Origin of the sequence: Pseudorhodoferax sp. Leaf267, from assembly GCF_001422405.1 — a bacterium.
Lineage (GTDB): Bacteria > Pseudomonadota > Gammaproteobacteria > Burkholderiales > Burkholderiaceae_C > Pseudorhodoferax.
In genome coordinates this window covers 123,189-146,235 of record NZ_LMMV01000012.1, presented here as the reverse complement: position 1 = coordinate 146,235, position 23,047 = coordinate 123,189, and the positions used below count along the sequence as shown (strand labels likewise).

The 23,047-nt window shown below is 70.3% G+C and carries 20 protein-coding genes; 11 read left to right on the top strand and 9 right to left on the bottom strand.

Going from position 1 to position 23,047, the window contains the following annotated elements:
* Positions 1 to 43 precede the first annotated feature (43 nt).
* Positions 44 to 2,098 carry a M3 family metallopeptidase gene (locus ASF43_RS12540; protein WP_056181255.1) on the top strand — a complete coding sequence of 685 codons (2,055 nt, stop codon included), beginning with the start codon at positions 44 to 46 and terminating at the stop codon, positions 2,096 to 2,098.
* A gap of 18 nt (positions 2,099 to 2,116) precedes the next feature.
* The gene (locus tag ASF43_RS12535) at positions 2,117 to 2,767 is read left to right on the top strand and encodes a glutaredoxin family protein (RefSeq protein ID WP_056181252.1); all 651 of its coding nucleotides are present in this window, start codon (positions 2,117 to 2,119) and stop codon (positions 2,765 to 2,767) included.
* A 15-nt stretch (positions 2,768 to 2,782) separates the two neighbouring features.
* Here the strand turns inward: ASF43_RS12535 and rpiA are convergent, their stop codons facing one another.
* Complete coding sequence (gene rpiA / locus ASF43_RS12530) at positions 2,783 to 3,478, bottom strand: ribose-5-phosphate isomerase RpiA (RefSeq protein WP_056181248.1); 696 nt, start codon at positions 3,476 to 3,478, stop codon at positions 2,783 to 2,785.
* Between the two features lie 44 nt (positions 3,479 to 3,522).
* Between rpiA and ASF43_RS12525 the strand changes: the two genes are divergently transcribed.
* The 3 genes from ASF43_RS12525 (at position 3,523) to ASF43_RS12515 (ending at position 6,589) form a co-directional block, all read left to right on the top strand.
* A complete protein-coding gene (locus ASF43_RS12525; RefSeq protein ID WP_056181246.1) occupies positions 3,523 to 4,644 on the top strand; it encodes a quinone-dependent dihydroorotate dehydrogenase in 1,122 nt (373 codons plus the stop codon).
* Positions 4,644 to 6,050 carry an MFS transporter gene (locus ASF43_RS12520; RefSeq protein ID WP_056181243.1) on the top strand — a complete coding sequence of 469 codons (1,407 nt, stop codon included), beginning with the start codon at positions 4,644 to 4,646 and terminating at the stop codon, positions 6,048 to 6,050. Before ASF43_RS12525 ends, ASF43_RS12520 begins: the two co-directional genes overlap by 1 nt.
* A gap of 122 nt (positions 6,051 to 6,172) precedes the next feature.
* Positions 6,173 to 6,589, top strand: a complete 417-nt coding sequence (locus ASF43_RS12515) for a hypothetical protein (RefSeq protein WP_056181240.1) — start codon at positions 6,173 to 6,175, stop codon at positions 6,587 to 6,589.
* Positions 6,590 to 6,594: 5 nt separating this feature from the next.
* Here ASF43_RS12515 and ASF43_RS12510 read toward each other — a convergent pair whose 3' ends face one another.
* The gene (locus ASF43_RS12510) at positions 6,595 to 7,710 is read right to left on the bottom strand and encodes an NAD(P)/FAD-dependent oxidoreductase (RefSeq protein ID WP_056181236.1); all 1,116 of its coding nucleotides are present in this window, start codon (positions 7,708 to 7,710) and stop codon (positions 6,595 to 6,597) included.
* Positions 7,710 to 8,558 carry an N-formylglutamate amidohydrolase gene (locus tag ASF43_RS12505; RefSeq protein WP_056181234.1) on the bottom strand — a complete coding sequence of 283 codons (849 nt, stop codon included), beginning with the start codon at positions 8,556 to 8,558 and terminating at the stop codon, positions 7,710 to 7,712. The genes ASF43_RS12510 and ASF43_RS12505 overlap by 1 nt, the downstream gene beginning before the upstream one ends.
* Before the next feature lie 181 nt (positions 8,559 to 8,739).
* Between ASF43_RS12505 and ASF43_RS12500 the strand changes: the two genes are divergently transcribed.
* Positions 8,740 to 9,456, top strand: coding sequence for a glutathione binding-like protein (locus ASF43_RS12500; RefSeq protein ID WP_056181230.1), 717 nt, complete (start codon positions 8,740 to 8,742; stop codon positions 9,454 to 9,456).
* Between the two features lie 9 nt (positions 9,457 to 9,465).
* Here the strand turns inward: ASF43_RS12500 and lolD are convergent, their stop codons facing one another.
* Together lolD and ASF43_RS12490 are read right to left on the bottom strand one after the other, a co-directional pair.
* Positions 9,466 to 10,173, bottom strand: coding sequence for a lipoprotein-releasing ABC transporter ATP-binding protein LolD (gene lolD / locus ASF43_RS12495; protein ID WP_056181227.1), 708 nt, complete (start codon positions 10,171 to 10,173; stop codon positions 9,466 to 9,468).
* Positions 10,166 to 11,422, bottom strand: coding sequence for a lipoprotein-releasing ABC transporter permease subunit (locus ASF43_RS12490; protein ID WP_056181224.1), 1,257 nt, complete (start codon positions 11,420 to 11,422; stop codon positions 10,166 to 10,168). Before ASF43_RS12490 ends, lolD begins: the two co-directional genes overlap by 8 nt.
* Before the next feature lie 66 nt (positions 11,423 to 11,488).
* Here ASF43_RS12490 and ASF43_RS12485 point away from each other — a divergent pair, with 66 nt between their 5' ends.
* Complete coding sequence (locus ASF43_RS12485) at positions 11,489 to 12,430, top strand: hypothetical protein (RefSeq protein ID WP_056181219.1); 942 nt, start codon at positions 11,489 to 11,491, stop codon at positions 12,428 to 12,430.
* Positions 12,427 to 14,136 carry a single-stranded-DNA-specific exonuclease RecJ gene (gene recJ, locus ASF43_RS12480; RefSeq protein ID WP_056181216.1) on the top strand — a complete coding sequence of 570 codons (1,710 nt, stop codon included), beginning with the start codon at positions 12,427 to 12,429 and terminating at the stop codon, positions 14,134 to 14,136. Before ASF43_RS12485 ends, recJ begins: the two co-directional genes overlap by 4 nt.
* 13 nt (positions 14,137 to 14,149) lie before the next feature.
* Here the strand turns inward: recJ and ASF43_RS12475 are convergent, their stop codons facing one another.
* Genes ASF43_RS12475 through ASF43_RS12460 form a run of 4 tightly spaced genes read right to left on the bottom strand, consistent with a single transcriptional unit; the run spans position 14,150 to position 18,950 of the window.
* On the bottom strand, positions 14,150 to 15,319 hold the full coding sequence (locus ASF43_RS12475; protein WP_162241804.1) for an acyltransferase: 1,170 nt from the start codon (positions 15,317 to 15,319) through the stop codon (positions 14,150 to 14,152).
* A 5-nt stretch (positions 15,320 to 15,324) separates the two neighbouring features.
* Complete coding sequence (locus ASF43_RS12470) at positions 15,325 to 17,103, bottom strand: methyl-accepting chemotaxis protein (RefSeq protein ID WP_056181211.1); 1,779 nt, start codon at positions 17,101 to 17,103, stop codon at positions 15,325 to 15,327.
* Positions 17,104 to 17,161: 58 nt separating this feature from the next.
* The gene (locus ASF43_RS12465; protein WP_200932519.1) at positions 17,162 to 17,902 is read right to left on the bottom strand and encodes a LytTR family DNA-binding domain-containing protein; all 741 of its coding nucleotides are present in this window, start codon (positions 17,900 to 17,902) and stop codon (positions 17,162 to 17,164) included.
* Between the two features lie 10 nt (positions 17,903 to 17,912).
* Positions 17,913 to 18,950: a sensor histidine kinase gene (locus ASF43_RS12460; RefSeq protein WP_056181208.1), complete on the bottom strand. Its 1,038-nt coding sequence runs from the start codon at positions 18,948 to 18,950 to the stop codon at positions 17,913 to 17,915.
* A gap of 115 nt (positions 18,951 to 19,065) precedes the next feature.
* Between ASF43_RS12460 and argH the strand changes: the two genes are divergently transcribed.
* The 3 genes from argH to ASF43_RS12445 all read left to right on the top strand — a co-directional run bounded on the left by argH (position 19,066) and on the right by ASF43_RS12445 (position 23,047).
* Positions 19,066 to 20,463: an argininosuccinate lyase gene (argH, locus tag ASF43_RS12455; protein ID WP_056181206.1), complete on the top strand. Its 1,398-nt coding sequence runs from the start codon at positions 19,066 to 19,068 to the stop codon at positions 20,461 to 20,463.
* Positions 20,464 to 20,534: 71 nt separating this feature from the next.
* Positions 20,535 to 21,656, top strand: coding sequence for a 3-deoxy-7-phosphoheptulonate synthase (locus tag ASF43_RS12450; RefSeq protein WP_056181203.1), 1,122 nt, complete (start codon positions 20,535 to 20,537; stop codon positions 21,654 to 21,656).
* A 131-nt stretch (positions 21,657 to 21,787) separates the two neighbouring features.
* Positions 21,788 to 23,047 (top strand): ABC transporter substrate-binding protein, encoded by a 1,260-nt coding sequence (locus ASF43_RS12445; protein ID WP_056181200.1) that lies wholly within the window; start codon positions 21,788 to 21,790, stop codon positions 23,045 to 23,047.

The following is a 23,047-nucleotide window of genomic DNA, read 5'->3' as shown; positions in this document are numbered from 1 at the left end:
CCCACCGGCTTGCGTTTTGCATGCTTGCCGCAAAATGCGGTGCATGCAGCCCAACCCACTCCTTTCGTTCTCCGACCTTCCGCTGTTCGACCAGATCCGCCCCGAGCATGTGGCGCCGGCCCTGGATACCCTGCTGGCCGACGCCGACGCCGCACTGGAGCAGGTCACCGCAGCGGACTTCCCAGCCGACTGGACCGGCATCGCGCGCGTGCTCGACACCGCCACCGAGCGCCTGGGCCGCGCCTGGAATGCCGTCGGCCACCTGAATGCCGTGGCCGACACGCCTGAGCTGCGCGCGGCCTACAACGAAGCCCTGCCCCGCGTCACCGAGTTCTGGACGCGCCTGGGCGCGGACGAACGGCTATACGCCAAGTACAAGGCCATCGACACCGCAGCCCTGAACCCGGCGCAGCGCCAGGCCCACCGCAACGCCATGCGCAACTTCGTATTGAGCGGCGCCGAGCTGACCGGGGCCGACAAGGAGCGCTTTGCAGCGATCCAGGAGCGCCAGGCCGAGCTGGCGCAGAAGTTCAGCGAAAACGCGCTCGATGCGACCGACGCCTATGCCTACTACGCGACCGAAGACGAGCTGGACGGCGTGCCGCCCGACGTGCGCCAGGCCGCGCGCGAGGCTGCCGAGGCCGAAGACAAGGCCGGCTTCAAGCTCACGCTGAAGCTGCCCATGTACCTGCCCATCATGCAGTTCGCCAGGAGCAGCGCACTGCGCGAACGCCTGTACCGCGCCTACGTCACGCGCGCCTCCGACCAGGCCGAGGGCGACGGCATTCGCTTCGACAACAGCGCCTTGATCCGCGAGATCCTGGCCCTGCGCCAGGAAGAGGCTCGTTTGCTGGGCTATGCCAACTTCGGCGAGGTGTCGGTCGTGCCCAAGATGGCCGACTCGCCGGCCCAGGTCATCGGCTTCCTGCGCGATCTGGCCAGGCGCGCCCGGCCTTACGCCGAAAAGGACGTGGCCGACCTGCGCGCGTTCGCGGCCAGCACGCTGCACCTGCCCGATCCGCAGCCCTGGGACTGGGCCTACGTCGGCGAGCAGCTCAAGGAGCAGCGCTACGCGTTCAGCGAGCAGGAGGTCAAGCAGTACTTCACCGCGCCCAAGGTGCTGGCCGGCCTGTTCAAGATCGTCGAGACCCTGTTCGAGGTGACGATCCGCCGCGACTACGCACCGGTCTGGCATCCCACGGTGGAGTTCTACCGGATCGAGCGCGCCGCCGCGCTGGCAGGCGGCGAGCCGCAATTGGTCGGCCAGTTCTACCTGGACCCCTCGGCCCGCAGCGGCAAGCGCGGTGGCGCGTGGATGGACGACGTGCGCGCACGCTGGCTGCGGCCCGACGACGGCCAGCTGCAGACCCCCGTCGCACAGCTGGTCTGCAACTTCGCGGCCGGCGTGGACGGCAAGCCGCCCTTGCTCACGCACGACGATGTGACCACGCTGTTCCATGAGTTCGGCCACGGCCTGCAACACATGCTGACGCAGATCGACGAGCACGACGTCTCGGGCATCAGCGGCGTCGAATGGGACGCGGTCGAGCTGCCCAGCCAGTTCATGGAGAACTTCTGCTGGGAATGGGATGTGCTGCGCCACATGACCGCCCACGTGGACACCGGCGAGCCGCTGCCGCGCGCGCTGTACGACAAGATGCTGGCCGGCAAGAACTACCAGAGCGGCATGCAGACGCTGCGCCAGATCGAGTTCTCGCTGTTCGACATGCTGCTGCACACCGAACACGCGCCGGACGCCGACTTCATGCCGCTCCTGCGCCAGGTGCGCGAAGAAGTGGCCGTGCTGCCCGCCCCCGCGTTCAGCCGCACGGCCCACACCTTCAGCCACATCTTCGCGGGCGGCTATGCGGCCGGCTACTACAGCTACAAGTGGGCCGAAGTGCTGAGTGCCGACGCCTACGCCGCGTTCGAGGAGACGGCCGGACCCGACGGCCTGCCCAGCGTGGAGACGGGCCGCAGATACCGCGAGGCCATCCTCGAATCCGGCGGCAGTCGGCCGGCAATGGAGTCGTTCAAAGCCTTCCGCGGCCGCGAGCCCAGCCTGGACGCACTGTTGCGCCACCAGGGCATGGCCTGACCGTACGGGGGCGACCGCATGCAGCACCTGCGCCTGACTCCGAAGACGCTGGCCCTGCTGGTGGGCCATGGGCTGCTGCTGGTGGCCGGGAGCGTGGCTGCACAGACGGTTTACCGCAGCGTCGGCCCCGACGGGCGCGTGACCTTCTCCGACCGGCCGCCTCCACCGACTGCCGCCGGCCAGGCCACGGCCCGGCCCAGCCCGCAGGGCAGCGCTTCCGCATCCGGGCCAGCCCTGCCCTATGCCCTGCAGCAGGTGGTCAACCGCTTCCCGGTGACGCTGTACACCGGTGCGGACTGCACACCCTGCGACAGCGCACGCCAGTTGCTGCTGGCGCGCGGTGTGCCGTTCACCGAGCGAACCGTGAACAGCAATGACGACATCGAGGCGCTGCGGCGCCTGAGCGGCGACACCAGCCTGCCGTTCGGCAGCATCGGCGGCCAGCAGCTCAAGGGGTTTTCTGACCTCGAGTGGAGCCAGTTCCTGGACGCCGCGGGCTACCCCAGCACCTCGCAGCTGCCGGCACAGTACCGGCCTGCAGCACCGACGCCGCTGGTCGCCGTCCGCACGCCCATGGCGCCCGCCTCGGCCACGGCGCCACCCGCACCGGCCAAGGCCGCGCCAGCACCGCCCCCTGCCCCCCCGAACCCCGCCGGCATCACGTTCTGAGCCCGCCGCGCATGCTCAGAACGTCAGCGTGCGCACGCCCTCGGGCGTGCCCAGCAGGCAGACCTGGGCGCGCTGGTGCGCGAACACGCCCACCGTCACCACGCCAGGCCACTGGCTGACCTCTGTCTCGAAGCGCACCGGGTCGGCGATCTGCAGGCCCGCCACGTCCAGGATGTGCTGGCCGTTGTCGGTCACCAGCGGCTGGTCCTCGCCCTTGCGCAGGCGCAGCGTGGCCGTGCCGCCCATGGCCGCGAACCGGCGCACGAGCTGTTGCGCAGCCATGGGCACCACCTCCACCGGGACCGGGAATCGCCCCAGCACCGGGACCTTCTTGGACGCATCGGCGATGCAGACGAAGCGGCGCGACTGCGCGGCCACGATCTTCTCGCGCGTGAGCGCCGCGCCGCCGCCCTTGACCATGTGGCCTTCGCCGTCGATCTCATCGGCACCGTCCACGTAGACCGCGATCTCGCCGACCGCATTCGCATCGAACACGGCGATGCCCAACGCCTGGAGCCGCGCCGTGCTGGCTTCGGAACTGGACACGGCGCCCGGGATGCGGTCGCGCAGATCGGCCAATGCATCGATGAAGCAGTTCACCGTGGAGCCGGTGCCGACTCCCAGGATCTCGCCGGGCACGACGTAGGCCAGTGCGGCGCGGCCGACCAGGGCCTTGAGCTGGTCTTGGGACAGGGGTGAGGAAGAAGTCATCTGGGAGAATCCGCCGGTTGTCTGAACGAGCCGAGAATTATCCGATGCCCCTGTTGCCTTCCCGGCTCACCTACGCCCTGGCCCGGCCATTCCTGTTCGGCCTGGACGCCGAAACCGCGCACGAGGCCACCATGGGCGCGCTGGCCTCCATGCATGGCACACCGCTGGCCTGGGCCTGGTGCGACAAGCGCGTCGCCGACCCGGTGACTGTCGCCGGCCTGTCCTTCCCCAACCGCGTGGGCCTGGCCGCGGGCCTGGACAAGAACGCGCGCTGCATCGACGCGCTGGGCGCGCTCGGCTTTGGCTTCGTCGAGGTCGGGACCGTCACGCCCAAGGCCCAGCCTGGCAACCCCAAGCCGCGCATGTTCCGGCTGCCGCGCGCCCAGGCCCTGATCAACCGGCTGGGCTTCAACAACGAAGGCCTGGACGCCTTCATCGCCAACGTGCAGCGCGCCCGGTTCCGCCAGCAGCCCGGCCAGCCCCTGCTGCTGGGCCTGAACATTGGCAAGAATGCGGCCACGCCGACCGAGCGCGCGACCGACGACTATCTGGCGGGCCTGGCCGGCGTCTACCCGCATGCCGACTACGTGACCATCAACATCTCCAGCCCGAACACGCAGAACCTGCGCACGCTGCAGGCCGATGCCGCGCTGGACGCACTGCTGGGCGCGCTGGCCGAGCGCCGCGCGCTGCTGGCGCGCGAACACGCGACGACCGACGCGGCCGGGCGCCAGGTGCTGCGCCGCGTGCCGCTGTTCGTGAAGATCGCGCCCGACCTGGACGAAGGCCAGGTCGCCGTGATCGCCGCCACACTGCAGCGCTACCACGCCGCGGACGCCGCCGCCGACAACCTGGGCTGGGGCCTGATCGCCACCAACACCACGCTGGCGCGCGACCGCGTGCAAGGCCTGGAGCATGCCGAGGAAACCGGCGGGCTGTCGGGCGCACCGCTGCTGGCCGCCAGCAACCGCGTGATCACGCAGCTACGCCAGGCGCTGGGGTCGCAGTTCCCCATCATCGGCGTGGGCGGCGTGCTCAGCGCGCGCGATGCGCTGACCAAGATCGAAGCCGGCGCCGACCTGGTGCAGATCTACACCGGCCTGATCTACCAGGGCCCGGCGCTGGTGCGTGAGGCGGCCATCGCCATCCGCGACCGCAAGGCCTGATGGCCGCACCTGCCCCCGCAGACGGCCTGCCCACACCCGCTCGCTACTGGGCGATGGCGGTGATCCTGCTGGGCATCGCGATCTCGGTGCTGGACGCCACGGTCGTGAACCTCGCGTTGCCCGGCATCGCGCGCGACCTGCAGCGGCCGGCCTCGGACGCGATCTGGATCGTCAACGCCTACCAGCTCGGCGTGCTGACGCTGCTGCTGCCCTGCGCCAAGCTCGGCGACCTGCTGGGCTACCGCAAGGTCTATCTGTGGGGCCTGGCGGTGCTGCTGCTGGGCTCGCTGGGCTGCGTGCTGGCCGACAGCATGGGCATGCTGGTCGCCTCGCGCGCCGTGCAGGGCATGGGCGCGGCCGGCGTGATGGGCGTGAACTCGGCGCTGGTGCGCCTGACCTATCCGCGCGCCATGCTGGGCCGCGGCATCGCGATCAACTCCATGACCGTGGCGGTGGCCTCGGTGGCCGGCCCCAGCGTCGCGGCGGCGGTGCTGTCGGTGGCCAGCTGGCCCTGGCTGTTCGCCATCAACCTGCCGCTGGCCGGCGCGCTGCTGGTGCTGGGCGCGCGCGCGCTCCCGTCGAACCCGCCGGGCCCGCAGAAGGCCGACGGCCTGTCGCTGCTCGACGTGCTGCTGAACGCGGCCATGTTCGCGCTGATCTTCCTGGGCGTGGACACGCTGGGCACCCGCGCCGGTGCGCCGGGCGGCGCCAGCGCCATGGCGATGGCCGCCGCCCTGCTGCTGGCCGGGCTTGCGATCGGCGTGGTCTACGTGCGCCGGCAGCTGGGCCAGGCCGTGCCGCTGTTCCCGGTGGACCTGCTGCGCATCCGCATCTTCGCGCTGTCCATGTGCAGCTCGGTCACGGCGTTCGCGGCGCAGATGTTGTCCAACATTGCCCTGCCCTTCCTGCTGCTCGAAGGCTATGGCCGCTCGCATGTGGACACCGGCCTGCTGATCACGGCCTGGCCGCTCGGCAGCATCGTCACGGCGCCCATCGCCGGCCGACTGATCGGGCGCGTGCCAGCTGGCCTGCTGGGCGCCATCGGCATGTGGACCATGGCCTGCGGCCTGGCCTTGCTCGCCATGCTGCCCGCAGCGCCGCACAACGCCGACATCGCCTGGCGCATGGCCTTGTGCGGCATCGGCTTCGCCCTGTTCCAGTCGCCCAACAACTACACGATCGTGACTTCGGCCCCGCCCCACCGTGCCGGTGGCGCCAGCGGCATGCTGGGCACGGCGCGGCTCACGGGCCAGAGCATCGGCGCCGTGCTGCTGGCCATCGTGTTCAGCGTGCCGGCGCTGCAGGCCGGCCACGGGGCCGGCGCCAAGATTGCGCTGGGCATGGCTGCCGCGCTGGCCACCTGCGCCGGCATGTTCAGCCTGCTGCGCGTGCAGCGCAGCGCTTGAGCACCCGGCATGCCGCGCCTGCAGCACCAGGCATGGCCACGCGCCCGCCGCCGACAGACGCCCCTGCGTGTGCACACTACACTGGTCGTCACGTGTTCCCGCACACGCATTGACGCCAACCCATGAACAAGCCGGTGTTTTCCAAGCCTCCTGCGCCTGCGACGGGCGGCCCTGCCGCTGCGCCAACCGAGTGGAAGCGCAAGCCGCAGCTGCTCGACGACGAGCTGCAGAGCTTCACGTTGCTGTGGCTCAAGAGCCTGCCCCGCGAGATCCGCCCGTTCAAGTGCGCGCAACACTATCCGCGTGTCGTGAACAAGATTGCGGCGCTGTGGAGCCTGGAGGAGCGCTGCGTCGACTACCTGGACGAGCTGCTCGCCGACCAGCGCGACGGCAGCCGGCAGGGCTTTGGCTATGGCATTCCGGGCGAGTTGCGCTTGCTGCGCAACCACCGGGCAGCGGAGCAGCCGAAGGAGAGCGACGCCCCGGTCGATTTCCAGCCCACCGTGCCGATGGCGCTGGATCCACCGCCGGATTCCTGAAGCCCTCAGCGCGTCGCCAGCAGCGCTGCCACGCGCTCCCCGATGGCCAGCGAACTCGTGAGCCCCGGCGATTCGATGCCGAACAGATTCACCAGGCCGGCCACGCCGTGTTCGGCAGGCCCCTGCACCATGAAGTCACGCGCCGGCTCGTGCGGCGCCTGGATCTTCGGGCGCATGCCGGCATAGCCCGGCACCAGCGCGCCGTCCGGCAGCCCGGGCCAGTATTTGCGCACCTCGGCATAGAAGGCATCGCCGCGGCGCGGGTCCACCACCAGGTCATCCGGCGACGTGACCCACTGCACGTCGGGGCCGAACTTGGCCTGGCCGCCCAGGTCCAGCGTCAGGTGCACGCCTAGGCCGGCGGCCTCGGGCGCGGGGTAGATCAGGCGCGAGAACGGCGCGCGGCCCGACAGCGTGAAGTAGTTGCCCTTGGCGAAGTGGCTGGGCGGCACGTGGCGCGCTGGCAGGCCGTCGATGCGGTGTGCCAGAGCCTGCGCCGACAGGCCCGCCGCATTGACCACCGTGCCGGCCAGCAGCTCGGTGCCGTCCTGCATCTGGAGCACGATGCCCTGGGCCGTGCAGCGCGCACGGGATAGCGGCGTGTTCAGCGCGACAAGGCCGCCAGCGTTCTCGAAATCGCCCTGCAGAGCCAGCATCAGCGCGTGGCTGTCGATGATGCCCGTGCTTGGCGAATGGATCGCAGCCGTGCAGCGCAGCTGCGGCTCCATGGCGCGCGCGTCTTGCGCCGACAGCAGCACCAGATCGTCCACACCGTTGGCCGCCGCCTTGGCGATGATGCCTTGCAGCTGGTCGATCTGCGCGGTATCGGTGGCGACGATGAGCTTGCCGCAGGGGCTGTGGGCGATGCCGCGTTCTGCGCAGTACGCGTAAAGCATCTGCTTGCCGCGCACGCACAGCTGCGCCTTGAGCGAACCGGCGGCGTAGTAGATGCCGGCGTGGATGACTTCGCTGTTGCGCGAGCTGGTGCCGGTGCCGATGGCGTCGGCAGCTTCCAGCACCATGGCCTCACGCCCGGCGAAGGCCGGGGACAGCGCCAGCGCGCGGGCCACGGCCAGCCCGACCACGCCGGCACCGATGACGACCAGGTCGACACGGTCCATCACGGCGCCCTCGGGTCGGTGGCCAGCAGCATCTCGACCAGCGCGCGCAGATGCGCCTTCAAGGGCACCGCACCGGCATGCAGCGCCAGCGTCTGCTCGTCCATGTAGAGCTTGCGGTTGATCTCGATCTGGATGCTGTGGCGATGCCGCGCGGGGTCACCATAGCGGCGCACCAGTTCCACGCCCTTGTACGGGTGGTTGTAGGCCACGTCGTAACCCAGGTGACGCAGGTGCGCCACGATGGCCTGCGACAGCGCCGGGTCGGCCGTGCTGCCGTCGCGGTCGCCGACCACGAAATCGGCATGCGCCAGCCCCGGGAAATCGGTGGCGAAACGCGAGGCCACGGCCGGCATGGAATGGCAGTTGATGTGGATGCTGTAGCCGTGGGCCGCATGGGCGGCGTCGATGGCCCGGGCCACGGCTGCGTGGTAGGGGCGCCAGCAGCGGTCGATGCGCTCCTCCACTTCGGCCACGGAGAGCTTGCGCGCATACAACGGCGTGCCCTCGTCGGTGGTGCGCCAGATCAGCCCCTTGCCCAGCCGCACCTTGGACAGCACGCGTGCATCGGTCGCGATCGGGCCGGGCCAGGGCGCATCGAGCAGCGTCTCGTCGATCTCGGTCAGGTCGCGGTTCGCGTCCAGGTAGCTGCGCGGGAACAGTGCCTCGATCCAGGCCACACCCAGGCCGGGCGCGAAGTCGTACAGCTTTTCCACATGCGTGTCCTCGGCCCGCCGCAACACGGCCGCGTCGCAGGCATGGGCGAAGTCGTCGGGGTAGACGGTGCCGCTGTGGGGGGAATCGAGGACCAGTGGTCCGGTGCCGGGCAAGGCGCGTACGTCGTCAGCCATGGAAACATTGTGCAGTAGCCGGCCGGCAGGAACTATTGCAATGCAGCAGAGCCTGAGGATGGCGTTTTATGCGCGTGCTGGCGCGGACTTGTCCTACCAAATGCAATTCGAACAGTGAAATACTTGTATCCCCCAGCGCAAAATCGAACACCAAATCCAATCGCGTACACAATCGAACCCGATGATCGAACTGCACTATTGGCCAACGCCGCACGGCTGGAAGATCTCCATCATGCTGGAGGAGTGCGGCATGCCGTATCGCATGGTGCCGGTCAACATCGGGCGTGGGGAGCAATTCACCCCTGAGTTCGTGGCGCTGATCAACCAGCACCACAAGATGCCGGCCATCGTGGACGACGAGCCACCTTCGGGCCGCGACCCTCTCACCGTGACCGAGAGTGGCGCCATCCTCGTCTATCTCGCTGAAAAGTCAGGCAAGTTCCTGCCTGCGGAAGGCGTCGAGCGGCTCCAGGTCATGCAGTGGCTGATGTGGCAAATCGGGGGCCTGGGCCCGATGGCCAGCCAGAACGGGCACTTTCTGCAATATGCGACCGAGGACGTGCCATACGCCATCGACCGCTATGGCAAGGAAGTGCGCAGGCTGTATGGCGTGCTCGACAAGCAGCTGGCGCATACAGGCCAGCACGTGGCCGGCGCGGCGTTCTCCATCGCCGACATCGCAGTGCTGCCGTGGATCCGCCTGCACAAGGCACAGCAGATCGACCTGGCCGACTACCCCCACGTGGCGCACTGGAGCGAGCGGGTGATGCAGCGCCCCGGCGTGCAACGCGGCCTGGCGCTAGGCCGCGAACTGCGCGCCCCCGTGCTCAGCGAAGAAGCGCGCGAAGCGCTGTTCGGCACCACGCCCGGCCTGCAGGCCGCTGCACGCCAGCGCTGAACGACAGCCTCAGCGGCCCGCCTCGGTCAGCACGCCACGGTTCAGCCGCAACAAGCGGCCGCAGCGCGCGGCCAGCGACTCGTCATGCGTGACCACGATGAAGGCGGTGCCATGCTCGCGCGCGAGCCGCAGCATCATGCCGAACACGGCCTCGGCCGTGCCGCGGTCCAGGTTGCCGGTCGGCTCGTCGGCCAGCACGCAGCGCGGCGAGGCCACCAGCGCACGCGCGATCGCCACGCGCTGGCGTTCACCACCGGACAGCTCGGCCGGCCGGTGCGCCATGCGCTCGGCCAGGCCCACCTCGCCCAGGATGGCGGCGGCGCGCTCGGCCGCGGCGGCCTTGGTCTCGCGACGGATCCACAGCGGCATGGCCACGTTGTCCTGGGCACTGAACTCGGGCAACAGGTGGTGGAACTGGTAGACGAAGCCGAGTTCGCGGTTGCGCAGCTCGCCCTGGGCCGCAGGGCTCAATGACGCCAGTGCCTGGCCGGCCAGCTGCACCGTGCCGGCCGTGGGCGCATCCAGCCCGCCCAGCAGGTGCAACAAGGTGCTCTTGCCCGAGCCGGAGGCGCCCACGATGGCCAGCGTCTCGCCGGGATGCACGTCCAGGTCCACGCCCTGCAGCACGGTCACGTCAAGCCGGCCTTCGTGGAAGCGCTTGGTGAGGCCGCGGGCCTGCAGCACAGCGGGTGCCGCGGTGGCTTGCACGTCACTCATAACGCAGCGCCTCGGCCGGGTTCACGCGGCTGGCACGCCAGCTCGGGTAGATGGTGGCCAGAAATGCCAGGATCAGCGAAATGACGGCGATCGGCATGATGTCGCTCTGCTGCGGATCGCTGGGCATGCGGTTGATCAGGTAGACCTCGCGCGGCAGGAAGCTGGCCGAGAACAGCTTCTCCAGCGCCGGCACGATGACGTCGATGTTGTAGGCGATGCCCAGGCCCAGGGCCAGGCCGGCCAGCGTGCCGATCACGCCGACCATGGCGCCCTGCACCATGAAGATGCCCATGATGCTGCGGGGGCTCGCGCCCAGCGTGCGCAGGATGGCGATGTCGGCGCGCTTGTCGGTCACGGTCATCACCAGGGTGCTGACCAGGTTGAACGCAGCCACGGCCACGATCAGCGTGAGGATGATGAACATCATGCGTTTTTCGAGCTGCACGGCTGCGAACCAGGTCTGGTTCTGCCGCGTCCAGTCGCGGATCAGGAGGTCGCCCGAGAGGCTGCGCGCCAGTTCCATCGCCACCGTGCGGGCCTGGTGCAGGTCCCGCAGCTTGAGCCGCACGCCGGTGGGCCCTTCCAGACGGAACAGGCGCGCCGCGTCCTCGATGTGCAGCATGGCCAACGACGAGTCGTACTCGTAGTGGCCGGAGTCGAACATGCCGACCACGGTCATCTGCTTGAGCCGCGGCACGATGCCAGCCGGCGTGACCTGGCCGGACGGCGAGACCAGCGTGACCGGGTCGCCCTCGCGCACGCCCAGGCTGCGCGCCAGTTCCACGCCCAGCACGATGCCGAACTCGCCCGGTTTGAGCCTGGCGATCGTGGCCGCGCGGTCGCCGCCGGCCACGTCCGTCACCTGGCCCTCGGTGGCCGGATCGATGCCGCGCACGATGGCGCCCTTCATGTCTTCGCCGCGCGCGATCAGCGCCTGGCTCGCGATGAACGGCGCAGCGCCCACCACCGCGGGATTGCCCCGCGCCTCGGCCAGCGTGCGGTTCACGTCCGGCAAAGCCGCGCCCTGCGGCGCGTAGATCTCCACGTGCGAGACCACGCCCAGCATGCGGTCGCGCACTTCCTTCTGGAAGCCGTTCATCACCGACAGCACGATGATCAGCGCGGCCACGCCGAGCGCGATGCCCAGCATGGAGACACCGGAGATGAAGGAGATGAAGCCGTTGCGCCGCGTCGCGCGGCCGGCACGCGTGTAACGCCAGCCGACCGCCAGTTCGTAGGGGACTTGCATAGACGGGGGTGCAGACTCGTCGAAGAGCGAAAACCGCGAATTGTGGCATCCCGGACAATCGCCCCCATGTCGGACACCGCCCCCTTGCTGATCGCCCACGCCGGCAGCACCAACCTTGAAGCCCGCGAACTGCTGCGGACGCTGCCACTGCCCCAGCTCGGCGCCCTGCTGGCAGCGCTGACGCCCGGGCCCATCGAACACCTGCCCGACGAAGCCTTCGACACGCCGGACGAGCGCGCGCTCGCGCAGGCCATGGGCCTGGCCGTGGCGGACGGGCGCATCCCGTGGGCCGCGCTGCAGGCCACGCGGTCCGGTCTCGCGCCACGAGGCGCCGCCTGGGGCTGGCTCACGCCCTGCCACTTCGACGTGGGCATGAACGATGTGCGCCTGTCCGACGCCGAAGGCCTGGCCCTGCCCCCTGCGCAGGCCCAGGCGCTGACCGCGAGCATGGCGCCCTATTTCGCCGAAGACGGCATCGTGCTGCATGGCCTGGACGAGGGCCGCTGGCTGGCGCAGGGCGAGGCGTTCCGCGACCTGGCCACGGCCTCGCCGGCCCGCGTGGCCGGCATCGACCTCAACCCCTGGATGCCGGCCAGCCCCTTGCTGCGCCGGCTGCTCAACGAGATGCAGATGCTGCTCTACACCCACCCCGTCAACACCGAGCGCGAAGGCCAGGGCCTGCCGCCCGTCAACGCCCTGTGGCTGAGCGGCTGCGGCGCCTTGCCGGCCACGGCGCCGCGCGATGCAGCCCGGCCCATGCTGGTGCAGGACCTGGCCCCGAGCGCGCTGCGCGAAGACTGGCAGGCCTGGGCCGCAGCCTGGCAGCAGGTCGATGCACAGCATTGCGCGCCCTTGCTGGCGCGCCTGCGCGCCGGCCAGCCGGTGGTGCTGACGCTGTGCGGCGCGCGCTCGCTGCAGACCTGGCGCAGCGCGCCACGTTCTACGCTCGCGCGCCTTGGCGGCCTGTGGCGCAAACCGCGCTTGCACGACCTGCTGGGCGCGCTGTGAAGATCGCCTGCCGTGACATCCCGCCGCGCGCCGCCTGGGCGCTGGAGCAGGCCGGCGTGCACCCGCTGCTGGCCCGCCTGTATGCCGCGCGTGGCGTGCAGGCCTTCGACGAACTCGACAACGGCCTCACGCGCCTGTTGCCACCGTCGGGCCTCAAGGGCACACCCGAGGCTGCGCGCCTGCTGGCCGACGCCATCGCGCGCGACGCGCGCATCTGCGTCGTGGCCGACTACGACTGCGACGGCGCCACGGCCTGCGCCGTCGCCGTGCGCGGCCTGCGCCTGCTGGGCGCGCGCCATGTGGCCTACCTGGTGCCCGACCGCGTGGTCGATGGCTACGGCCTGACCGCGCCCATCGCCGAGCGCGTGCACGCCAGCGGCGCCGACCTGCTGGTGACGGTCGACAACGGCATTGCCAGCATCGACGGCGTGGCCCGTGCACGCGCGCTGGGCCTGCAGGTGCTGGTGACCGACCACCACCTGCCCGCCCCCACGCTGCCCGAGGCCGAGGTCATCGTGAACCCGAACCAGCCCGGCTGCGGCTTCGAGAGCAAGTCCATGGCCGGCGTCGGCGTGATGTTCTACGTGCTGCTGGCGCTGCGCGCGGAGCTGCGCACGCGCGGTGCCTTCAGCGCCGAGCAGCAGCCCAAGCTCGACGCCCTGTTGCCGCTGGTCGCGCTCGGCACGGTGGCCGACGTCGTGCGGCTGGATAGCAACAACCGTCGCCTGGTCGCCCAGGGCCTCAAGCGCATCCGCGCCGGCCATGTGCAGCCCGGCATCGCCGCGCTGTTCGAGGCCGCCGGCCGCAAGGCGGCGCAGGCCACGACCTTCGATTTCGGCTTCGCGCTGGGCCCGCGCATCAACGCCGCCGGCCGCCTGGCCGACATGACGCTGGGCATCGAGTGCCTGCTGACCGATGACATGGGCCGCGCCACGGAGCTCGCCCGCACACTGGACGGCATCAACCGCGAACGCCGCAGCATCGAGGGCGACATGCGCGAGCAGGCCATGCTGATCGCCGAGTCGCTGTTCGGTGAGGACGAGGACGCACCGCCCGCCATCTGTGTCTACGACGCCGACTTCCACGAGGGCGTGGTCGGCATCGTCGCCTCGCGCCTGAAGGACCGGCTGCACCGCCCCAGCTTCGTGTTCGCCGCTTCGCGCGCGCCGGGCCACGCAGGCGAGCTCAAGGGCTCGGGCCGCTCCATCCCCGGCTTCCACCTGCGCGATGCGCTGGACCTGCTGGCCAAGCGCCACCCCGGCGTGCTGCTGCGCTTCGGCGGCCACGCCATGGCGGCCGGCTGCACGGTCAACGCCGAGCGCTGGCCCGAATTCGATGCCGGCCTGCGCCAGATCGCCGCCGAGTGGCTGGACGAGGCCGCGCTCACGCGCCGCCTGGACACCGACGGCCCGCTGGCGCCCGAGTACCGGCGCGCCGACATGGTCGACACGCTGCACCGCGAGGTCTGGGGCCAGGGCTTCGCCGCGCCCACCTTCAGCGAAGAGGTCGAGGTGGTGTCGCAACGCCTGGTCGGCGAGAAGCACCTGGCGCTCAAGCTCAGGCACCAGGGCCAGCCCGTGGACGGCATCTGGTTCGGCCGCGTCGAGCCGCTGCCCGACCGCGCCGTGCTGGCGTTCCGGCTGGAGACCGACGAGTGGCAGGGCAACCGGCGCGTGCGCTTCCTGGTGGAAGGCATGGCGGGCTGAGCGCCCCGGGCTCTCAGGCCTTGATGTCCTGGGCGCGGCCCGTCACGCGCTGGCCGCGTGCCCGCGCTGCACGCCGGTTGATCCAGGCCCTGGCCGGCTTCTCGATCCAGGCGTACGACAGCGCCGCCAGCAGCAGCGACAGCAGCGCCATGCTCAGGCACTGCAGGTAGATGCCGACGCGGCTGTCGATCGCCAGCGGCCCCTGGTCGCGCAGCAGGTTGTGCACCTGGATCACGAGCCAGTGCCACATGTAGAGCGAGAACGAGATCTCGCCAAGGTAGACCATGGGCCGCAGGCCCAACAGCCGCGCCGTGATGCCGCGGTTGCTGCCCAAGGTCGCGATCAGCATCGCCACGGCCGGCACGAACACGAACCAGTAGCGCCGGTCGAGGAAGGCCAGCAGCACCGCGGCCCACAGCGCCAGGCCGTAGACCTCGAACACGAGGCCGCCTGGGCGCGGATGCAGCCGGTCCCGCACGTGGTAGACCAGAAAGCCCAGCACGAACTCGAAGAACACCCGCACCATGCCGCTGGCCGACATGCCGCCGTAGTCGCTCCAGCCACGCGCCAGGATCACGGCATGGTGCAGGCCCAGGGTGCAGGCAATCAGCACGAACACCAGGGCCGCGGCGCGCCGCTCCGAGGCCGGCCACAGGGCCTGCCTGGCCAGCAGCATGAGCGGGAACAACAGGTACATGAACCACTCGGCGCTGATCGACCACGACACCATGTTCCAGGACGAGCCGATGAAGCCCCAGTTCTGCACCAGCAGCAGGTTCAGCACGAAGGAGCCGGCGCCGAAGTAGGTCGGGTAACGCGGCCCGAAGCCGGGCAGCCACAGCACCAGCGCCAACGCCGCCAGCAACGTGGCCAGGTGCAGCGGGTAGATGCGCGCCAGCCGCGCCTGCAGGAACGCGATCGTGAAGGCACCGGCCCGGCCACGTACCGGCGTGCGGGTGTAGACATGCGCCATGATGAAACCGCTGAGCACGAAGAACAGGTCCACGCCGAGCCAGCCGTTCTCGAAGGCGCGCAAAAACACCAGATGCTCGTGGCGGAAGGTGTCGTTGATGTGCAGCAGCACCACGGCCAGCGCGGCGATGCCGCGGATCGAGGTCAGTGGCGCAAGGGCCGTAGGGGCCGGAGCGCCCTGGCCTGCCGTCTGCGGTGGTGGCGTATCCACCAAGACTAAAAGCTCTCCCAATCGCCATCGCTGCCCTGGCCGGCTGGCCTGGGCTTGGGCGCTGCGGGCACCCGGCCCGTGGGCAGCGCCGGCGCCTGGGTCGTGGCTGCCGCGCGCCTGGCCGCGATCCTGGGTGCGCCCGGCGGCGCGGCCGCGGGCCGCCGGGCCGGCACGCGCGGCGGCGCAGCGGGCGCGCGCGCCGCCACCGGGGCCGGTGGCGCAACCGCCGGGGCGGCGACGGCCATGCTGCCGACGTTGAACACCGCCACCACCTGCGACAAGCGCTGCGCCTGGTCGCGCAGCCCCGTTGCCGCGGCGGCCGACTCCTCGACCAGCGCGGCGTTCTGCTGCGTCATCTGGTCCAGGTGGTTCACCGCGTGGTTGACCTGCGCGATGCCGTCGCGCTGCTCGGTCGACGAGGCGCTGATCTCGCCGATCAGGTCGCTGACACGGCGCACGCTGGACACGATCTCGCCCATGGACCGGCCCGCGTGCGCAACCTGCTGCGAGCCCGACTCCACGGTCTGCACCGACGCGCCGATCAGCTGCTTGATCTCCTTGGCGGCCTGCGCGGAGCGGCCTGCCAATGCACGCACCTCGGAGGCCACGACCGCGAAGCCGCGGCCCTGCTCGCCCGCGCGCGCGGCCTCCACGGCCGCGTTCAAGGCCAGGATGTTGGTCTGGAACGCGATGGCGTCGATGGTGCCGATGATGTCGGCGATCTTGCGTGACGACTCCGTGATGTCCTGCATGCTGCGCACCACCTGGCTCACGATCTCGCCGCCGTGGGTGGCGGCCTGCGCCGCCGTGGCCACCAGCTGGTTGGCCTGGCGCGCGGTGTCAGCCGACTGCGACACCGTGCTCGTCAGCTGCTCCATGCTGGCCGCTGTCTGCTGCAGGCTGGAGGCGGCCTGCTCGGTGCGCGAGGACAGGTCCTGGTTGCCGCTGGCGATCTGCGCCGAGGCCGTGGACACCGCATCCACGCCGTCGCGCACATCGCCGACCAGATGGCGCAGCCGGGCGGTCATGGTGGACAGCGCGGCCAGCAGCCGGCCGAACTCGTCGCGCCGCGACGCCTCCAGCGTCAGCGTGAGATCGCCCGCTGCGATCGCATTGGCAGCCGCCACGGCGCTCTGCAACGGGCGCACGATGGAGCGCACCAGCGCCGCGGCAAGCACCAGGCCGGCCACGAACACCAGGCCGACGATGCCCAGGCCCAGGAAGGAGCCGGTCCGCCGCTGCGCCGCAGCAGCCTGGACGGCGCTGTCGCGCTGGCGCTCCTGCAACGCCACGAAATCGTCCAGCGTCTTCAGGTAGACCGCGATGCCCGGCTGGTACTCGCGCGCGACGAAGCCCTGCATATCGCCGCCGGCCTGCTTGAGCTCACCGGCGCGCGCGGTCAGCGCCAGCACGCGCGTGCGCTCCGCGGCGATGGCCTGCAACGCTGCCTGGTCCTGCGCGCCGGTTGCACCCTGGACGATGCGCTGCTGCACCGTGGAGATCTGCGCGATCAACGCCTTCACGCGCGTGTCGTAGGCCGCGGCCAGGTTCGCGTCGGTGGTGACGGCGCTGCCCACGACCATCGTGGTCGCGGTCTCGGTCATGCCGCGCCAGCGCAACGCATCGGAGATCCTGGATTCGTAGGTCGCGAGGGTGTGCAGCGCTTCGTCCATGACGCGCGCCGAATGCAGCTGTGCCCAGGCCGCGATGGCCAGCATGGTGAACATCAGCCCCAGCACCACCAACCAGAGCCTGCGGCCCACGCCGATGTCGTTCCACTTCATATGCCGTCCCTTTCGAGTGGGCGGCAGTGTAGGACACCGGCCTGCGCGCGCAGCCCGCTCAAGCCGCCAGCACCTCGCGCACCGCCGCGAGCTGGCGCCGCGATACGGCCAGCGGCTCGTCCAGTCCATGCAGGCGCACGGCCCAGCCGTCGCCCTCTTCCGGGTCGTGGTGCTTCTCCAGCGCGCGCAAGGCTCGCCGGGCCACCAGCGCGTTGCGGTGGATGCGCACGAACTGCGCAGGGTGCCGCGTCTCCAGTTCGCTGAGCGCTCCGTCCAGGATGTAGCTGCGCGCCAGCGTGCGCACGGTCACGTACTTGAGCTCGGCCTTCAGGTACAGCACCTGCGACAGCGGCACGCGCTCGGTGCGCCCGCGGTCCTGGATCAGGATGACTTCATCGGGCTCCGCCGGGCTGGGCGCGCTGGCCAGGCCGCGCTGGCGCTCCACCTTCTGCAAGGCATGCTGCAGCCGCTGCAGCCGCACCGGCTTGGTGAGGTAGTCCGTCGCCTCGACCTCGAAGGCCTGCAGCGCGTGCTGGGCATAGGCGGTCACGAAGACCACGGCCGGCGGCACGGGAAGCGAGCGCAGGCTGTTGGCCAGAACCAGGCCGTCGCTGCCGGGCATGTGGATGTCCAGCAGCGCCACGTCGAAGGCCTCGCGTTGCAGCAGCGCCAAGGCCTCTGCCGCATTGCCGGCCTCGCCACAGACCAGCGCGGCAGGCGCATGGCAGTCGCCCAGCAGCGTGCGCAGCCGCATGCGCGCCAGCGGCTCGTCGTCGACGATCAGCACTTTCAAGGCCATTTGCTTCTCCTCATGCCGGCACCTGGATGCGTACCTGGAAAACGCCACCCCGCAATGACGCCTGGAACTGGCCCTGCACATCATGCAGCAGTCCGAGCCGGTTGCGCACGTTGTCCAGCGCCAGGCCATGGCCGCTGGCGCCCTGCCCGGCCGGCACCGTGTTGACGACCTTGATCACCACCGTCGCGCCGCGGCGCTCGCTGGAGATGTGCACTTCGGCCCCGGCGGGGCTGGGCTCCACGCCGTGCTTGACCGCGTTCTCCACGAGGGGCTGCAGCAGCAGCGGGGGCAGTCGCGCGCGATCGGCCGCCGGGTCCAGCGACCAGTGCACGCGCAGCCGCGAGCCGAAGCGCACCTGCTCGATGGCCAGGTAGCGCTCAGCCAGCGAGATTTCCTGTGCCAGGCTCACGGCCTCGGCCGGGTCCGCCAGCGCATGGCGGAACAGATCCGCCAAGTCCTCGAGCAAGGCCTCGGCCTGGGCCGGCTCGGCCCGTACCAGCGCGATGGCGCTGTTCAGCGTGTTGAACAGGAAATGCGGCCGGATCCGGGCCTGCAGTTCCGACAGGCGCGCTGCGGTGGCCGCCGGCGTGCGGCCGCGCGCGCGCAGCACCAGCCCGGCCACCAGCAGCACCGACAGCAGCAGCCCAGCCGATGCGCTGGCCAGCCACGGCGGCTCGGCGGCCAGGCCCAGCGAGGCCAGCAGCGCGCAGGCCACCAGGCCGGCCAGCACGCCCAGCACCACACCGACCGGATAGTGCGCCCTGCGGCCCAGCCGGCTCATGCGGTGCTTGACGCTGCAGGCCGCCAGCAGCCACAGCAGCGTGGCCGGCAGCGCGCCCGCCGTGAGCAGCGCCACGCGCTCCATCCACTGCAGGGGGTCGGCCGTGCCGAACATGGCGCCGACCGTCATCACGGCCTCGACGAACACCACGGCGCGCAGCACGACGCCGGGCTTGCAGGCATCGAACACCAGCGCAGCTGGCGCGCGCACGCGGCGACGCGGCAGGGCAGGCTCCTGGAAGGCCGATAAAATTTGCGAATCCTTCATGCGCGTGCTGCAGGCGGTTTTTTGATTATGGTGCAGCCCGTCGCACCTGGGCCATGCGCCCGCCGCCAGCGGGCCCGCGCCCCCTTCTGATCTCCCTGTCCACGGGCCGCTTCCCATGTCACACAACCAATTCGACAAGAAATCCCAAGCCTGGTCGGCGCTGTTCTCCGAGCCCATGAGCGACCTGGTCAAGCGCTACACCTCCAGCGTGTTCTTCGACAAGCGCCTGTGGCAGGCCGACATCGCCGGCAGCCTGGCACATGCCGACATGCTGGCCGCGCAGAAGGTCATCTCGGCCGAAGACCTCGCCTCCATCCAGAAAGGCATGGCGCAGATCACGGCCGAGATCGAGGCCGGCCAGTTCGAGTGGAAACTCGACCTGGAAGACGTGCACCTGAACATCGAGGCGCGGCTCACGCAGCTGGTGGGCGACGCCGGCAAGCGCCTGCACACCGGCCGCAGCCGCAACGACCAGGTGGCCACCGACGTGCGCCTGTGGCTGCGCGGCGAGATCGACCTGATCGCCGGGCTGCTGACCGACCTGCAAAAGGCCCTGGTCGACATCGCCGAGCAGAACGTGGACGTGATCCTGCCCGGCTTCACGCACCTGCAGGTGGCCCAGCCCGTGAGCTTCGGCCACCACATGCTGGCCTACGTGGAGATGTTCGCGCGCGACGCCGAGCGCATGGCCGACGTGCGCCGCCGCGTGAACCGGCTACCGCTGGGCGCCGCCGCGCTGGCCGGCACCAGCTACCCGCTGGACCGCGAACGCGTGGCCAGGACGCTGGGCATGGACGAGGTCTGCCAGAACAGCCTGGACGCCGTGAGCGACCGCGACTTCGCGATCGAATTCACCGCCGCGGCCAGCCTGGCCATGGTGCACATCAGCCGCTTCTCGGAAGAGCTGATCCTGTGGATGAGCCAGAACTTCGGCTTCATCAAAATCGCCGACCGCTTCACCACCGGCTCGTCGATCATGCCGCAGAAGAAGAACCCTGACGTGCCCGAACTCGCGCGCGGCAAGACCGGCCGCGTGGTCGGCCACCTGATGGGCCTGATCACGCTGATGAAGGGCCAGCCCCTGGCCTACAACAAGGACAACCAGGAAGACAAGGAGCCGCTGTTCGACACGGTGGACACCTTGAAGGACACGCTGCGCATCTTCGCCGAGATGGTGGGCGGCATCACCGTCGTTCCCGCCGCCATGGAGCAAGCCGCCGCGCGCGGCTACGCCACGGCCACCGACCTGGCCGACTACCTGGTCAAGAAGGGCCTGCCGTTCCGCGATGCGCACGAGACCGTGGCGCATGCGGTGAAGGCGGCGCAGTCGCATGCCTGCGACCTGTCGGAGCTGCCGCTGTCTGTGCTGCAGGGCTTCCATGCCTCCATCGAAAAGGACGTATTCGACGTGATGAGCCTGCGCGGCTCGCTGGACGCTCGCAACACGCTGGGCGGCACGGCGCCGGCCCAGGTCAAGGCGCAGATCGCGCGGCACCGCGCGCGGCTGGGCTGACGCCGGGCCACGAATTGCGCGGCCTGGACGAACAGAGTACAACCCACACCCCACGCGCACCGGACACCACCATGACCCGCATCGACGACCCCACCCGCGACCAGGAAGCCGGTTCGCGCGACAGCACGCAGGACACGACCCGCATCGACGACGTGCGCATCTCCGCCGTGCGCCCCCTGATCTCGCCGGCCCTGCTGCTGGACGAGCTGCCGGTGCCGCCCGGCGTGCAAGACCTGGTCGAGCGCAGCCGCCGCGAGATCGCCGATATCCTGCACGGCCGCGACGACCGGCTCGTCGTGGTGACCGGCCCCTGCTCCGTGCACGACCACGGCCAGGCCATGGCCTATGCCCAGCACCTGAAAGCGCTGCAGCCCAAGGTCGAGAAGGAACTGCTGCTGGTCATGCGCGTGTACTTCGAGAAGCCGCGCACCACAGTGGGCTGGAAGGGCTACATCAACGACCCGCGGCTGGACGGCAGCTTCCGCATCAACGAAGGGCTGCGCAAGGCGCGCGAGCTGCTGCTGGACGTGGGCGCGCTGGGCCTGCCCTGCGGCAACGAGTTCCTGGACCTGTTGAGCCCGCAGTACATCGCCGACCTGATCGCCTGGGGCGCCATCGGTGCGCGCACCACCGAGAGCCAGAGCCACCGGCAACTGGCATCGGGCTCCAGCTGCCCGATCGGCTTCAAGAACGGCACCGACGGCGGCGTGCAGATCGCGGCCGACGCGATGCTGGCCGCGCGCGCGCCGCATGCCTTCATGGGCATGACCAAGATGGGCCAGGCCGCCATCTTCGAGACGCGCGGCAACCCCGACTGCCACGCCATCCTGCGCGGCGGCAGCAAGGGCCCGAACTACGACGCCGAGCACGTGGACGCAGCCTGCGCCGTGCTCAAGAAGGCCGGGTTGCGCGAGCAGCTCATGGTCGACTGCTCGCACGCCAATTCGTCCAAGCAGCATGCGCGCCAGATCGTCGTGGCCGAAGACGTGGCGCGCCGCATCGCGGGCGGCGACCGGCGCATCACCGGCATCATGATCGAGAGCCACCTGGAAGAAGGCCGGCAGGACCTGCAGCCCGGCGTGCCGCTGCGCTACGGGGTCTCGGTCACCGACGCCTGCATCGGCTGGGCGCAAACCGAGCCGGTGCTGCGCCAGCTGGCCGACGCAGTGCGCCAGCGCCGCGCGCCCACCTGAGCCGCGCTGGCATGCGGCGGCCGGCCGCCGCGTGCCAACGCCTCGCCTGCCGGCCAGGACTGGTTGAGCCAGGAGTGCCGCCACCCGAGCATGTCGCCGCAACGTCAGCCAACGCATCGAAAGGTCACCCCATGGTCCTTCGCATCCGTCCACCACGCGCCGCCGCCGCGCTCACCCTGGCCCTGGCCGCCCTGTGCCCGAGCGCCCACGCCCTGGACTGCGGCGCCAACACCGGCAAGCCCGCCACCGGTACGCCGCTGCCCATCGGCAGCATCGTCGGCAAGACCGGCCCGGACGACTTCAGCATTGCCGGCACGGCCGCGGCGGCGTACTTCCAGTGCGTCAACGACAACGGCGGCATCCATGGCCGGCCGGTGCAGTACATCGTGATGGACGACCAGTGGAACCCCAAGATCGCTGCCAGCGCAGCCACCCAGCTGCTGGACCAGCGCCAGGTCGTGGCCATGGTGGGCAGCTCCAGCTTCGTCGAGTGCCAGGCCAACGTGCAGCGCTACGCCGATGCCGGCATCGTGGTGATCGGCGGTGCCGGCGTGGAGCGCACGTGCTTTCATTCGTCCTCCTACGCCCCGCTGAACACCGGGCCACGGATCTCGGCGACCATCGCCGGGCAGTTCGCCGCCGGGCTGGGGCCGACCAGGCGCATGGCCTGCATCATTCCCGACATCCCCGGCCTGCGCGACTGGGCCTGCTCGGGCGTGCAGGACTGGGGCCGCAAGCAGGGCATCGAGGTCGAGGTGGTGACGGTCAAACTCGGCGGCTTCAGCGCCCGCGAGGTGCTGGAAAAGACGGTGAGCCGCAAGCCCGACGTGATCGTGATGAACCTGGACAAGGCGCACCTGCTGCCGATGATGGCGGCCGCCCAGGCCATGGACCTGGGCCGCAGCATCCGCTTCGCATCCTCCGCGCCGGCCTACAACATGGACGTGGCACGCGCGCTGGGCCCGTACTGGAAGGACGCCTTCCACGCCAACCTGGAGTTCCGCCCGCTGGACCACGACGGCCCCGACATGCGCAACTGGACGCAGGTGCTGGACCGCTACGCGCCCAAGACGATCGCCCGCAACGCCTTCTCGCAAAGCGGCTACCTGGCCGCGCGGCTGGCCACCGAGGCCATGCTGAAGCTGCCGCCGGACCAACTGGACCGCGCGAACATCAACGCCGCGTTCCGCCGCGTGGACAAGTTTGAGAGCGACATGCTGTGCCGCCCCTACTACATCGGCAAGGGCAAGCGCCACAACGCCAGCTACAGCGGGCCCATGGCGCGTTTCAACGGCCAGGATTGGACCATGGCCGGCGCGGGCTGCGTCGACGCCGCCGACCCGGAGCTGGCCGACATCCTGGCCGAGGAACGGCGCGCCAAGCGGCGCTGA